The sequence below is a fragment of the Streptomyces sp. 5K101 genome, from assembly GCF_046506645.1.
Classification (GTDB): domain Bacteria; phylum Actinomycetota; class Actinomycetes; order Streptomycetales; family Streptomycetaceae; genus Streptomyces.
In genome coordinates this window covers 62,689-76,014 of sequence record NZ_JBKFFO010000003.1, presented here as the reverse complement: position 1 = coordinate 76,014, position 13,326 = coordinate 62,689, and the positions used below count along the sequence as shown (strand labels likewise).

The window sequence follows — 13,326 nt, the reverse complement described above, 5'->3', positions numbered from 1 at the left end:
ATTCCCGTACGTGGTGGGCAATCCCCCGTATGACCGGTACAGTCCACTGACATGACCGCGCGGCTCGCCGACATCGCAGCCCAGGCGGGGGTCAGTGAAGCCACAGTCAGCCGCGTGCTCAACGGCAAGCCCGGTGTGGCCGCGGCCACCCGTGAGTCCGTCCTGGCCGCACTCGACGTGCTCGGCTACGAACGGCCCGTCCGGCTGCGCCAGCGCAGCGCGGGCCTGGTCGGCCTGATAACCCCCGAGCTGGACAACCCCATCTTCCCGGCGCTGGCGCAGGTGATCGGCCAGGCGCTGACCCGCCAGGGGTACACCCCCGTCCTCGCCACCCAGACGCCCGGCGGCTCCACCGAGGACGAGCTCACCGAAATGCTGGTCGACCGGGGCGTCTCCGGGATCATCTTCGTCTCCGGCCTGCACGCCGACACCACCGCCGACATGGAGCGCTACGACCGGCTGCGCGCCCAGGGCGTGCCGTACGTCCTGGTCAACGGCTTCTCCCCCAAGGTGCAGGCGCCTTTCGTCTCCCCCGACGACCGGGCCGCCATGCAGCTGGCGGTCACCCATCTGGTCTCGCTCGGCCACACCCGGATCGGCCTGGCCCTCGGGCCCCGGCGGTTCGTGCCGGTGCTGCGCAAGATCGAGGGCTTCCAGGCGGCCATGCAGGAACGGCTGGGCCTGTCGCCCGAGGAGTCGCAGGAGCTGATCCAGCACTCGCTCTACACGCTGGAGGGCGGGCAGGCCGCGGCCTCCGGGCTCATCGCCCGCGGGTGCACGGCCATCGTGTGCGCCAGCGACATGATGGCGCTCGGCGCGATCCGTGCGGCGCGGCAGCAGGGGCTGCACGTGCCGAAGGACATCTCGGTGGTCGGCTTCGACGACTCGCCGCTCATAGCGTTCACCGATCCCCCGCTGACCACGATCCGCCAGCCCGTGCAGGCTATGGGGCAGGCCGCGGTCCGTGCGCTGCTGGAGGAGATCGGCGGGACGCCGGCCCCCCACAGCGAGTTCGTGTTCATGCCCGAGCTGGTGGTCCGCGGCTCGACCGCGTCCGGAACGAAGAGGTCCAGCTCCGACCAGTGACGCGCCCCTGGCGGGCACGGGGAACCCACCGGGCTGATCCGCCGGTACGGCACATAAGACGCCCGGCCTCGCCTCGGGCCTCTTGGGCGGCTGCCCCGCCCGTGCCACCATGAGGATCCGTCCGCGAGACCGCCGCGCGACCTTGGCCCCGAGGTACTGCTGTGACGAAGCCCGCCGCCCGCGAGCCGCAGAGGCGCAACTCCCGCTCCAACCGCGCCCGCATCCTCGCCGTCGCACGGAACGAGTTGGGCTTCAGCCCGGACACCACGCTGGAGGAGATCGCGCGGGCCGCGGGCGTTGTGCGCCGCACCGTCTACGGCCACTTCCCCGGACGTCAGGCGCTCCTGGAGGCGCTCGCCGACGAGGCCGCCGGGGCACTGCGGGACGCGGTCGGCACGTTCACGGCGGCGGGCGCCCCCGACGAGCCCGCCGAGCGCGCGCTCGCCCGTTTCGTGCTCACGACGTGGCCGGTCGGCGACCGCTACCGCATGCTGATCGCCCTCGCCCGGCGCGACCTGGGTGTCGAGCGCGTGAGCGAGATCCTCTCCCCCACGCGTACGGCGGTGAACGCGATCCTGGAACGGGGCCAGGCGGCCGGGGTGTTCCGCTCCCCCGTCCCCGCGCCCGCGCTGAGCGCGGCTCTCGAGTGCCTGACGCTGTCGCTGCTGGAGAGCGTCAACACCGGTGCCTGGAAGGACGACGGGCGGGCCACCGCCATCACGACGCTCATCGCGGCGGGAGTGCCCGCCGCGCGGGCCGAGGCCGAGGTACTCGCGCTCGTCGCGCAACGGGGGACGCCGACCACCGAGCAGGCCGCGGACGCCGAAGCCCGGGGCTGAAGCGCCCGCCGCCCCGGTCCGGCGGGCAGCCGTCGCCTGCTGCTGGTCGCGCGCTCCACGACCGAGGAGCCCCCGCGCCCGTCCCACGGCGACGGGCGCGGGGTTCGACCACCAGCCGGGCGGCGCCGAGCCGGTCGGCCGACGACGTCGAGGCCGCCTCCCGCGACCGGAGCGCCGAGCCCCTGCCGGGCCCGTACCACCTCCGAGCCGCCCCCCCGTGCCCGCCTCGTGCACCGGATGGGTCAGACGAGTCCCTGGGCCAGCATCGCGTCCGCGACGCGTTCGAAACCCGCGATGTTGGCACCGGCCACGTAGTCGCCGGGGACGCCGTAACGCTCGGACGTCTCGTAGCAGATGCGGTGGATGTCGCCCATGATCAGGCCGAGTTCCTCCGCCACCCGCGCGGGCGTCCACGAGTCGCGGGAGGCGTTCTGGCGCATCTCCAGGGCGCTGACCGCGACGCCGCCCGCGTTGGCCGCCTTGCCGGGGCCGAAGGCGACGCCCGCTTCCTGGAAGATGCGCACGGCCTCGGGCGTGCAGGGCATGTTGGCGCCTTCGGAGACCGCGCGCACACCGTTGCGGACGAGCGTGAGGGCGTGCTGCGCGTCCAGCTCGTTCTGGGTGGCCGAGGGGAACGCGATGTCGGCCGGGACGTCCCACACGCTGCCGCCCGGCACATAGCGGGCGGAGGACCCGCGGCGGTCCGCGTAGTCGCTGACGCGCCCGCGTTCGATCTCCTTGACCTCCTTGAGGAGTTCGACGTCGATGCCCTTCTCGTCGACGACGCAGCCCTGGGAGTCGGAACAGGTGACGGGGTGCGCGCCGCTGTTCGTCAGCTTCTCGATGGTGTGGACGGCGACGTTGCCGGAGCCGGAGACCACGGCCGTCAGGCCCGCGAGCTCCTCGCCGCGCCGGGTCAGCATCTCGGCGGCGAACAGCACGCTGCCGTAGCCGGTCGCCTCCGTGCGGATCGCGGAGCCGCCCCAGGCGAGTCCCTTGCCGGTGAGCACCCCCGCCTCCCAGCGGTTGGTGATGCGCCGGTACTGGCCGAAGAGGTAGCCGATCTCGCGGGTGCCGACCCCGATGTCTCCCGCGGGGACATCGGTGTGCTCGCCGATGTGCCGGTGCAGTTCGGTCATGAACGACTGGCAGAAACGCATGACTTCGGCGTCCGAGCGGCCGTGCGGGTCGAAGTCGCTGCCGCCCTTGCCGCCACCGATACCGAGTCCGGTGAGGGCGTTCTTGAAGATCTGCTCGAAGCCGAGGAACTTCACGACACCGAGGTTGACCGAGGGGTGGAAGCGCAGCCCGCCCTTGTACGGACCGAGCGCGCTGTTGAACTCCACCCTGAATCCCCGGTTCACGTGGACCGCGCCGTGATCGTCCTGCCAGGGCACCCGGAACATGATCTGCCGCTCGGGCTCGCAGAGCCGCTCGACGAGCCCCGGCTCCGCGTACTCGGGACGCGCGGCGAACACGGGACCCAGGCTCTCCAGGACCTCACGGGCCGCCTGGTGGAACTCGGGCTCGCCCGGGTTGCGGCGCTCCAGTTCGGTGCGGAGAGCGGCCTGCCGGTCCTTCACGGGTGAAGCTGTCACAGCGTGTCCCTTCCTGACCGGCCGGCGCGGTCGGTGCCCGGCCGGGACGGTGGTCCGGTGTCGTTGCCGGCGAGGAGTACGGCCGTACGGCCCCGGGTGTTCACGCGGGGCGGGACCCGCGGGACAGCCCCGGCTCCTCCCCGGGTGCCCTTCCGGCCGGGCTCCGGCACGGGAGAGGGGAGGCGGTGAGCCGCCTCCCCTCGGACGCTATCAGGCGTTCGCGGCTGCGCCGCGAGCCGATGGTGAACGGTGGAGCAACGTCTCCAGCACGTCGGACAGCATGGCTTCGGGGTCGGGTACGGAGCCCGGCGAGCGCCAGGCGACGAAGCCGTCCGGCCGTACGAGCAGGGCCCCTTCGCCGGTCGTGCCGTGCGCAGCCCGCCAGTCGACGCCCGTCTCGGGCACCAGGTCGGCGCCGGCGCCCTCACCGATGCGGTACACGTCGAGCGGGACGCGCAGCCGGGCGGCGGCGTCCACCCCGGCCGCGTGCCAGGCGCCGCCGCCGGGGCCCGCGTCCGTCAGCAGGACGAAGGAACGCTCGTACAGGTCGAGGGTGGACACCATGCCGCTCTCGCCGCCGCGGCGCACCCACAGGTGCGGGGCGCGGCTGCCCGGCTCGCCCGTGAGCTGCAACGCCTGGGGCACGATGGGCAGTTCCGGGTCGGCGCCCAGGACAGCACCGCTGCGGTAGCGGTAGCCGAGCGCGACGGTCAGCATCCCGCTCTGCTTTCCGCCGCCGCCGGGTGCGGGCGCGTAGCCGGGGTGGCTGTGCTCCTCGGAGCGGGCGGAGGCCCGCTTGCTGGTGGCCACCGCGACCGGCCTGCGTTCGGCGTCGTAGGTCTCCAGCAGGCCGGGGCCCGCGTGGCCGCGCAGGACGGCGGCGAGCTTCCAGGCGAGGTTGTGAGCGTCCTGGATACCGGTGTTGGAGCCGAACGCACCGGTCGGGGACATCTCGTGCGCGGAGTCGCCCGCGAGGAACACCCGGCCGTCGGCGTACCGCTCGGCGACCCGCTCGGCGGCGTGCCAGGGCGCCTTGCCGGTGATCTCGACGTCGAGGTCGAGGACGCCGGTGGCGCGGCGGATGTGCGCGATGCAGCGCTCGTCGGTGAAGTCGTCGAGCGTCTCGCCGGTCTGGGGCTGCCACGGCGCGTGGAACACCCAGCTCTCGGCGTTGTCCACCGGCAGCAGGGCGCCGTCGGCCGCCGGGTCGGTGAGGTAGCAGACGATGAAGCGGCGGTCGCCCACCACGGCCGCGAGCCCGTGCGAGCGGAACGTGATGCTCACGTTGTGGAACAGGTCGCCCGGCCCCGACCGGCCGATGCCGAGCCGTTCGCGGATCGGGCTGCGCGGCCCGTCGGCGGCGACGAGGTAGTCCGCGCGCACGGTGCCGAGCCGGCCCGTCATCCGGTCCTCGACGACCGCCGTCACTCCGGCGTCGTCCTGTTCGAAGGAGCGCAGCTCGGTGGAGTACCGCAGGTCGCCGCCGTACTTCTGGGCGTACTCGAGGAGCACCGGCTCCAGGTCGTTCTGGCTGCACACGCACCAGGGGGCCGGGCTGAAGCGGGCCGCGCCGCTGCTGTGCTGCACCTCCTTGATCAGCCATTCGCCGCCCCCGCCGACGAGCGAGGGCGTCTGGAGGATGCCGTGGTTGCCGGCGAGGACCTGGCCGGCCTCGCGGATGGGATCGTCCACGCCGGCCGTGCGGAACAGCTCCATGGTGCGGACGTTGTTGCCGCGCCCGCGCGGGTGCATCGAGGTGCCCGCATGCCGCTCCACCAGCATGTGCTCGATGCCGAGCCGGCCGAGGAAGAGGGACGTGGACAGGCCCACCAGGGAGCCGCCCACGACGAGGACGGGTACGCGTACTTCAGCGTGTTGTTGCATGGATCAGCTCCTGCTGCGGCGCCGGAAAGCGGACGACGTTTTCCATGCCCCCGCGAAGGTGTTTCGGGTCGCCGCTTCACCCGCCTGGTTCACACATCTCGCGCCACCGGTGGTACGTGGTCAGGATCGAGACCGGACCGCCACAGCCGTTGACGGCGATCGACGGACCGTACGCACCGGATCTCATCTCGGGATCTCCGAGGACCGATGCCGTACGCCGGTGTGGCGGGCTCACTGTCCAAGGAGAGGCGTGACCATGACGACGCTGTCCGAACGTATATCCCAGTCGGCCTTCGACGGCTCCCGGCTGCGCGTGGTACTGATGCTCGACCTCTACGACGGGGCACAGCAGCAGTTCCTCGCCGCCTACGAGCACATGCGGCACCAGGTGGCGTCCGTCCCCGGCCACATCTCCGACCAGCTGTGCCAGTCCATAGAGAACCCGTCCCAGTGGCTGATCACCAGCGAATGGGAGAGCGCCCCGCCGTTCCTCGCCTGGGTGAACAGCGAAGAGCACCTGGAGACCGTGCAGCCGCTCCACGACTGCGTGCGGGACACGCGGTCCTTCCGCTACAGCGTCCTGCGCGAGACGGACGGGGCACGCACCCCGGTCTCCACGAGGCTCCGTACGGGCATCCAGCCGGCCCCTCGCGTCGGCGACGGCGTCGTACGGCACGCCCTCACCTTCACGGTCAAGCCGGGCAGCGAGGACAAGGTCGCCCAGATCCTCGCGGGCTACACCTCGCCGGAGGCCCGGGTCGACGACACCACCCGGCTGCGCCGCACCTCCCTGTTCATGCACGGCAACCGCGTCGTGCGGACCGTGGAGGTGCAGGGCGACCTGCTGGCGGCGCTGCGGCACGTGGCCCGCCAGCCCGAGGTCCGGGCCGTGGAAGAGGCCATCAACCCGTACCTGGAGCAGGACCGCGACCTCGACGACCCGAAGTCGGCGCGCGTGTTCTTCACCCGTGCGGCTCTCCCGGCCGTCCACCACCTGGCCACGACCGGCGGCCGCCCCCAGGACGTCATGCGGCACGGTCTGTTCTACCCGGCCAAGAAGGGCTGCGGCATGACGCTGGCCAAACTCCTGGCCCAGCGCGACGAGGCCGCCGCGGACGTTCCCGCGGGAGTCGTCGACAGCAGCACCGTCTTCCAGCGCGACGACATCGTGGTACGGCTCGTCGACGCGCGCGGTCCGCTGGACACCGACCCCCTGCTCGCCCTCGGCGCGCACGGTTCCCGCAAGGCCGCCGTGCTGGCGCGCCTGCTCGATCTCGAAGCTCTCGGTGTGGACGGGTCGCCCACCGAGGACAAGGTGGCGGCGCGCCTCCTGGAGAGCGCCGACATGCGTCTGATCACCGACCGCCGCGCTTCCTGAACCGCGCCCGTCCGAGCGGAGCCGGGCGCCGCACACGGCGGCTCCCGCCTTCCGGCCCTGTGGAGGAAACAGTCATGAGCACAACGCACCGCATCGTCGACCTCAGCGAGACCCAGCCCAACCGCCGGCGCGGCGGTGACCTGCGCGCCATGCTCACGCCCACCGTGGTGGGGGCGACGAGCGGCTTCATGGGCCTCGCGATCGTCGAGCCCGGAGACCGCATCGGCGAGCACTACCACCCGTACTCGGAGGAGTTCGTGTACGTGGTCGCCGGCGATCTCGAGGTCGATCTGGACGGCGAGACGCACCCGATCCGGACCGACCAGGGTCTGATGATTCCCCCGTACGTGCGCCACCGGTTCCGCAACGTGGGCCGCACCGAGGCCCGCATGGTGTTCCACCTGGGGCCGCTGGCCCCGCGCCCGGAGCTCGGGCACGTCGACACGGAGGAGACCCCTGCCGCGGAGGGTGTCGCGACGCACCGTCCCTCCGAGCCCACGGGAGCGGTTTCGTGAACAGACGTGTGGCGGTGACCGGTGTCGGCATCGTCGCACCCGGTGGCGTGGGCGCCCCGGCATTCTGGGGTCTGCTCGCGGACGGCCGGACCGCGACGCGGGGCATCACCCTGTTCGACCCGGCGGGCTTCAGGTCCCGTATCGCGGCGGAGGTCGACTTCGATCCCGCCGTCCACGGCCTCGACGCCCAGCAGGCGCAACGGGCCGACCGGTACGTGCAGTTCGCCATGGTCGCCACGCGCGAGGCGCTCGCCGACGCGGGGCTGGACATGGCGCGGGAGGATCCGTGGCGGATCGGGGTGTCCATGGGCACCGCGGTCGGCGGCACTACCCGGCTGGAGCACGACTACGTGGCGGTCAGCAGCTCGGGCCGCCGCTGGGACGTCGACCACAGCGAGGCGGGGCCGCATCTCCACCGGGCGTTCTCACCGAGCGCCCTCGCCTCGGAGATAGCCGAGCTGACGGGCGCGCACGGGCCGGTGCAGACCGTGTCCACGGGCTGCACGTCGGGGCTGGACGCGGTGGGTTACGCGTTCCACGCCATCGAGGAGGGCCGGGTCGACATCTGTGTCGCCGGCGCCTCGGACTCGCCGATCTCCCCGATCACCGTGGCGTGCTTCGACGCGATCAAGGCGACCTCGCCGAACAACGACGACCCGACGCACGCCTCGCGCCCGTTCGACGCCAACCGCGACGGATTCGTGATGGGCGAGGGCGGCGCGGTCCTCATCCTGGAGGAGCTCGAGCACGCCCGAGCCCGCGGCGCCCGTGTCTACTGCGAGATCGGCGGCTACGCCACCTTCGGCAACGCCCACCACATGACCGGTCTCACGCGCGAGGGCCTGGAGATGGCGCGCGCCATCGACCACGCCCTGGACCACGCCCGGCTGAACGGGTCGGACATCGACTACGTCAACGCCCACGGTTCCGGGACGCAGCAGAACGACCGGCACGAGACCGCCGCGGTCAAGAGGTCGCTCGGGCAGCACGCGTACAAGGTGCCGATGAGCTCCATCAAATCCATGGTGGGCCACTCGCTGGGCGCGATCGGCGCGATCGAGGTCGTCGCCTGCGTCCTGGCGCTCGTCCACCAGACGGTGCCGCCCACGGCGAACTACGAGACGCCCGACCCCGAGTGCGACCTGGACTACGTTCCGCGCACGGCACGCGAGAAGAAGCTGCGCACCGTGCTGTCGGTCGGCAGCGGGTTCGGCGGATTCCAGTCCGCGGTGGTGCTCACCAAGCCAGGTGGGAGGACATCATGAGACCTCGTCAGAGCCGTCGCTCGGTCATCAGCGGCATAGGTGTCGTCGCCCCCGGCGGCGTGGGCACCGACGCCTTCTGGAAGGCCACGCGCGAGGGGATCAGCGCCCTCGACCGCGTCACCCGCGAGGGCTGCGGCCATCTGCCGCTGAGGGTCGCCGGCGAGGTCCGGGGTTTCGACCCCCAGGCGCTGGTCGAGGAGCGGTTCCTGGTCCAGACGGACCGGTTCACCCACTTCGCGATGGCGGCCGCCGACATGGCGCTGGCGGACGCGCGGCTGAACCCCGGGGAACAGGAGGAGCCGTTCGCCGTCGGGGTCGTCACGGCGGCCGGGTCGGGCGGCGGCGAGTTCGGCCAGCGTGAGCTGCAGCGGCTGTGGGGCCAGGGCTCGACGTATGTGGGCCCGTACCAGTCCATCGCCTGGTTCTACGCGGCGAGCACCGGCCAGATCTCCATCCGCGGCGGTTTCAAGGGGCCGTGCGGTGTCGTCGCCAACGACGAGGCCGGCGGTCTCGACGCCCTGGCGCACGCCGCGGGCGCCGTACGTCGCGGTACCGACAGCGTGGTCGTCGGCGCGGCCGAGGCGCCGCTCGCGCCGTACTCGCTCGTCTGCCAGCTCGGTTACCGGGAGCTGAGCACGTCCGAGGATCCGGAACGGGCCTACCGCCCGTTCACGGCGCACGCCTGCGGGTTCGTGCCCGCGGAGGGCGGCGCCATGCTCGTCGTCGAGGACGAGTCCACCGCCGTCGCGCGCGGCGCCGTCGCGCGCGCCGAGGTGGCCGGGCACTGTGCGACGTTCACCGGCGCCTCGCGGTGGGAGGAGTCCCGCGAGGGGCTCGCCCGGGCGATCCGCGGGGCGCTCGACGACGCGGGCTGCGCGCCCGAGGAGATCGACGTGGTGTTCGCGGACGCGCTGGGGCTGCCCGACGCGGACCGCGCCGAGGCGCTGGCCCTCGCCGACGCCCTCGGCCCGCACGGCAGCCGGGTGCCGGTGACGGCGCCCAAGACCGGCACCGGCCGGGCCTACTGCGGAGCGCCGGTGCTCGACGTCGCCGCGGCGGTGCTCGCACTGGAGCACGGCCTGGTCCCGCCCACCCCCCACGTGTTCGACGTCTGTCACGACATCGCCCTGGTGACGGGCACGGCACGGCCCGCCGAGCTGCGCACGGCACTGGTGCTGAGCCGGGGACTGATGGGTTCCAACGCGGCGCTCGTGCTCCGGCGCGACGCCGACAACCTCTCGTGAAGGAGGACCGCATGACCGCACAACTGACCGTCGAGGAGCTGGCCGCGCTGATGAAGAAGGGCGCCGGCATATCCGTCGACCCGGGTCAGATGACCAGCGACCCGGACACCCCGTTCGAGGCGTACGGCCTCGACTCGCTCGGCCTGCTCGGCATCGTCGGTGAGCTGGAGAACCGGTACGGCCGGGCGCTCCCGGTCGAAGCCGACCGCTGCAAGACACCGCGCGAGTTCCTCGACCTCGTCAACGACTCACTGATGGCAGGAGCCTGAAATGGCCGGGCACACCGAGAACGAGATCATCATCGACGCGCCCCTGGACCTGGTCTGGGACGTCACCAACGACGTGGACCACTGGCCGCAGCTGTTCACCGAGTACGCCTCCGTGGAGGTGCTCGAACGGGACGGCAACCGGACGGTGTTCCGGCTGACCATGTACCCCGACGAGAACGGCAAGGTCTGGAGCTGGGTCTCGGAGCGGGAGGCGGACCGGGCGGCCCTCACGGTGCGCGCCAAGCGCGTGGAGACGGGGCCGTTCGAGTACATGAAGATCCTGTGGACGTACGCCGAGACGCCCCAGGGCGTGCGGATGCACTGGACGCAGGACTTCGCGATGAAGCCGGACGCCCCCGTCGACGACGCGTGGATGACCGACAACATCAACCGCAACTCCCGCACCCAGATGGCGCTGATCCGGGACCGCATCGAACAGCGTGCCCGCGTCCGCGAGACCGCTCCGGTCACCCCGGGCTGACGGCCCACTCCCCCCCGACGGCATCCGAAGGGACGCCCCCGATGCACCAAGCACTGATCGTCGCCCGTATGGCACCCGGGTCGGCGCCGGACATCGCCGAGGTGTTCGCGGCCTCCGACAGCGGTGAACTGCCGCACCTCGTCGGCGTCCGACGGCGCAGCCTGTTCCAGTTCGGCGACGTGTACCTCCACCTCATCGAGGCCGACCGGCCGCCCGGGCCGGCGATCGCCAAGGTGACCGAGCACGCCGCGTTCCGGGACGTCAGCGAACGCCTGGCGGCCTTCGTCAGTCCCTACGACCCGCAGACCTGGCGGAGTCCGAAGGACGCGATGGCCACGCAGTTCTACAGCTGGGAGAGCGGCAAGGGCGCCTGAGCGCGCACCGCACAGCAGCCGGCCCCGCGGATCACCGCGGGGCCGGCTGCTGCGTCGTGCGCTGTCCTGGCCGGCGGCTCAGCCGGGGACGACGCTCTCGAACGCGTGCAGGTAGGAGTTGACCGGGCGGACCTCCCCGACGACCAGGCCCGCGGCCGCCATCCGGCTGGTCATGCTCTCCTTGGTGTGCTTGGCCCCGCCCACGTTCAGCAGGAGCAGCAGGTCCATCGAGGTGGTGAACTTCATCGAGGGCGAGTCGTCGACGAGGTTCTCGATGACGACGACCCGGGCCCCGGGGCGGGCCGCCGAGACGACGTTGCGCAGGGTGCGGGCGGTGCTCTCGTCGTCCCACTCCAGGATGTTCTTGATGACGTAGACGTCGGCGTCGACCGGCAGGGCCCGTCGGCAGTCGCCGGGCACGATGGTCACCCGGTCGGCGAGCGCGCCGCCGTCGCGCAGCCGCGGGTCGGCGTTCTCGACGACGCCGGGCAGGTCGAACAGCGTGCCCTTCAGGCCGGCGTTCTTCTCCAGCAGGCTGGCCAGCACGTGGCCCTGGCCGCCGCCGATGTCGGCGACCGTCGACGCCCCGGTGAGGTCGAGGAGTTCGGCGACGTCGCGCGCGGACTGCACGCTGGAGGTGGTCATGGCCCGGTTGAACACCTGGGCCGAATCCTGTGCGTCCTCGTGGAGGTAGGTGAAGAACTCCTTGCCGTACAGCTCGCCGAAGACGCTGCCCCCCGTGCGCACCGCCGCGTCGAGCCGGGGCCAGGCGGCCCAGGTCCACGGTTCGGTGCACCACAGCGTGATGTAGCGCAGGCTGTGCGGGTCGTCCTCGCGCAGCAGGCGGGACATGTCGGTGTGCGCGAACCGGCCGTCCGTGTCCTCGGTGAAGATGCCGTAGCAGGTCAGGGCGCGGAGCATGCGCCGCAGCGCTTTCGCGTCGGTCCGGACGGCCGCGGCGAGGTCCTCGGCGGTCCTCGGGGTGTCCTCCAGGGCGTCCGCGACGCCGAGCTTGGCCGCCGCGCGCACGGCGGCGGCGCAGGCCGCGCCGAAGACGAGCTCACGCAGCTTCATGGAGGCATGGGGAGCGGTGGATGCGGGCGATCCGGTCGGCGCGGTGGATTCGACGGGCGCGGTGGGCGTGGTGGATGCGGTGGTGGTCATGCCGCCTCGCTTCTCGTGAGTGGGGCCGGGCCGGGCGGCCCGGCCGGTTGGTCCCCGACGGCGTCCCTCAGCACAGTCCGGCGGGCTCCGAGACGCCGCACACGTTGGCGACGAAGCGGTTGCCGGTGCCGCCGGAGTCGCGGTCGGCCAGGTCGGCCGCCCCGTTGCTCACGACGAGGTTGTCGCGGATCACGTTGTCCGTGCCGGGGATGCCGACGACGCTCTTGAAGAGGACGATGCCGCCGGAGAACGGCGAGGCCCCGACGTTGTTCCACACCATGTTCTGCTCGACGACGACGTCCTCGGTGCCGGTGAGCACGATGCCCGCTCCCTGGATCTCGGGCAGCCTGGCCGTGGCGGCGCACGCCTTGTTGTTGCGGGCCACGATGTTGTGGCGCACCGTCAGGTCACCCGCGCGCGGCTTGGATTCGTCGCCCACGAGGAACAGACCGGCGCAGTTGGACGTCATCGTGTTGCCCTGGACGGCCAGGTTGCGCACCCGCCGGACCGTGGCGCCGATGCGGTTGTCCGTCATCACGTTGCCGCTGATCCGCGTGCCGAGGGTGTCGGTGGCGCCGGCCTCCTCGGAGACCGTGTTCGCCACGAAGATGCCGGCGTCGCCGTTGGACCGGACGATGTTGCCGCTCAGGACGGAGCGGGTGGAGCGCTGCTGGGCGATGCCCCAGGTGCCGTTCTTTTCGGAGGTGACGCCCCGCACGGTCAGCCGGTCGGTCCAGGAGGCCCACACCCCGCTCTTGGCGAAGCCGGACAGGGACAGCGCCTCGATGCTCACGCCATTGGCGGTCTGCTTGGCGGTGCCGGTCACGCAGATGCCGTTCCCCTCGGCGGCGCAGGCGTTTCCCGCCCGCGCGGCGGCCGCCGCGGGCTTGATCACGGTACGGGCGCCCGCCCCGCGCAGCGTCAGGTCGGACCTGGTGATCAGCACGCTCTCGTGGTACGTACCGGCGGCGATGACGACGGTGTCGCCGGGCCGGGCGGCGTCCACGGCGGCCTGGATCGACTGGCCGGGGCTCACATGGTGGGTGACGTCGGCTTGGGCGGGGGCCGCGGCGGCCACTCCGGAGGCGGCGAGCATGGCTGTGGCGGCGAGGCAGGTGATTTGTCGTTTCGTCATAAGCCGAAGCTATGCGCCGGAGCAGACGAATCGGGAGATACCCGGGCAGTCCGCGGTCGTGTCGCGCGCGACTCTTCCCCATGCAGCGCAACGG

13 protein-coding genes are annotated in these 13,326 nt (G+C 72.2%); 9 read left to right on the top strand and 4 right to left on the bottom strand.

Annotation, left to right across the window (positions count from 1 at the left end; genetic code table 11):
- The first annotated feature begins 51 nt into the window (after nt 1-51).
- Both ACLB9X_RS06180 and ACLB9X_RS06175 read left to right on the top strand, forming a co-directional pair.
- Nucleotides 52-1,086, top strand: coding sequence for a LacI family DNA-binding transcriptional regulator (locus ACLB9X_RS06180; protein ID WP_410359219.1), 1,035 nt, complete (start codon nt 52-54; stop codon nt 1,084-1,086).
- Between the two features lie 161 nt (nt 1,087-1,247).
- Complete coding sequence (locus ACLB9X_RS06175; RefSeq protein ID WP_410359218.1) at nt 1,248-1,925, top strand: TetR/AcrR family transcriptional regulator; 678 nt, start codon at nt 1,248-1,250, stop codon at nt 1,923-1,925.
- 242 nt (nt 1,926-2,167) lie between these two features.
- On the opposite strand, the gene gdhA is transcribed toward ACLB9X_RS06175, so the two are convergent.
- Nucleotides 2,168-3,523 (bottom strand): NADP-specific glutamate dehydrogenase, encoded by a 1,356-nt coding sequence (gene gdhA, locus ACLB9X_RS06170; RefSeq protein ID WP_410359217.1) that lies wholly within the window; start codon nt 3,521-3,523, stop codon nt 2,168-2,170.
- Nucleotides 3,524-3,733: 210 nt separating this feature from the next.
- Nucleotides 3,734-5,407 (bottom strand): FAD-dependent oxidoreductase, encoded by a 1,674-nt coding sequence (locus ACLB9X_RS06165; RefSeq protein ID WP_410359216.1) that lies wholly within the window; start codon nt 5,405-5,407, stop codon nt 3,734-3,736.
- A gap of 256 nt (nt 5,408-5,663) precedes the next feature.
- Between ACLB9X_RS06165 and ACLB9X_RS06160 the strand changes: the two genes are divergently transcribed.
- The 7 genes from ACLB9X_RS06160 (at nt 5,664) to ACLB9X_RS06130 (ending at nt 10,933) form a co-directional block, all read left to right on the top strand.
- Nucleotides 5,664-6,785 (top strand): SchA/CurD-like domain-containing protein, encoded by a 1,122-nt coding sequence (locus ACLB9X_RS06160; RefSeq protein WP_410359215.1) that lies wholly within the window; start codon nt 5,664-5,666, stop codon nt 6,783-6,785.
- Between the two features lie 74 nt (nt 6,786-6,859).
- Entirely contained in the window at nt 6,860-7,300 is a 441-nt protein-coding gene (locus ACLB9X_RS06155; protein WP_410359214.1) for a cupin domain-containing protein, read from the top strand.
- A complete protein-coding gene (locus tag ACLB9X_RS06150) occupies nt 7,297-8,565 on the top strand; it encodes a beta-ketoacyl-[acyl-carrier-protein] synthase family protein (protein WP_410359213.1) in 1,269 nt (422 codons plus the stop codon). Before ACLB9X_RS06155 ends, ACLB9X_RS06150 begins: the two co-directional genes overlap by 4 nt.
- The gene (locus ACLB9X_RS06145; RefSeq protein ID WP_410359212.1) at nt 8,562-9,809 is read left to right on the top strand and encodes a beta-ketoacyl synthase N-terminal-like domain-containing protein; all 1,248 of its coding nucleotides are present in this window, start codon (nt 8,562-8,564) and stop codon (nt 9,807-9,809) included. Before ACLB9X_RS06150 ends, ACLB9X_RS06145 begins: the two co-directional genes overlap by 4 nt.
- 11 nt (nt 9,810-9,820) lie before the next feature.
- Nucleotides 9,821-10,078, top strand: coding sequence for an acyl carrier protein (locus tag ACLB9X_RS06140; protein ID WP_410359211.1), 258 nt, complete (start codon nt 9,821-9,823; stop codon nt 10,076-10,078).
- Nucleotide 10,079: 1 nt separating this feature from the next.
- The gene (locus ACLB9X_RS06135) at nt 10,080-10,559 is read left to right on the top strand and encodes an SRPBCC family protein (RefSeq protein WP_392326144.1); all 480 of its coding nucleotides are present in this window, start codon (nt 10,080-10,082) and stop codon (nt 10,557-10,559) included.
- A gap of 41 nt (nt 10,560-10,600) precedes the next feature.
- Nucleotides 10,601-10,933, top strand: a complete 333-nt coding sequence (locus ACLB9X_RS06130) for a TcmI family type II polyketide cyclase (RefSeq protein WP_410359210.1) — start codon at nt 10,601-10,603, stop codon at nt 10,931-10,933.
- Between the two features lie 78 nt (nt 10,934-11,011).
- Here the strand turns inward: ACLB9X_RS06130 and ACLB9X_RS06125 are convergent, their stop codons facing one another.
- The gene (locus ACLB9X_RS06125; RefSeq protein ID WP_410359209.1) at nt 11,012-12,097 is read right to left on the bottom strand and encodes a methyltransferase; all 1,086 of its coding nucleotides are present in this window, start codon (nt 12,095-12,097) and stop codon (nt 11,012-11,014) included.
- Between the two features lie 67 nt (nt 12,098-12,164).
- Complete coding sequence (locus ACLB9X_RS06120; RefSeq protein WP_410359208.1) at nt 12,165-13,232, bottom strand: nitrous oxide reductase family maturation protein NosD; 1,068 nt, start codon at nt 13,230-13,232, stop codon at nt 12,165-12,167.
- Between the last annotated feature and the right edge of the window lie 94 nt (nt 13,233-13,326).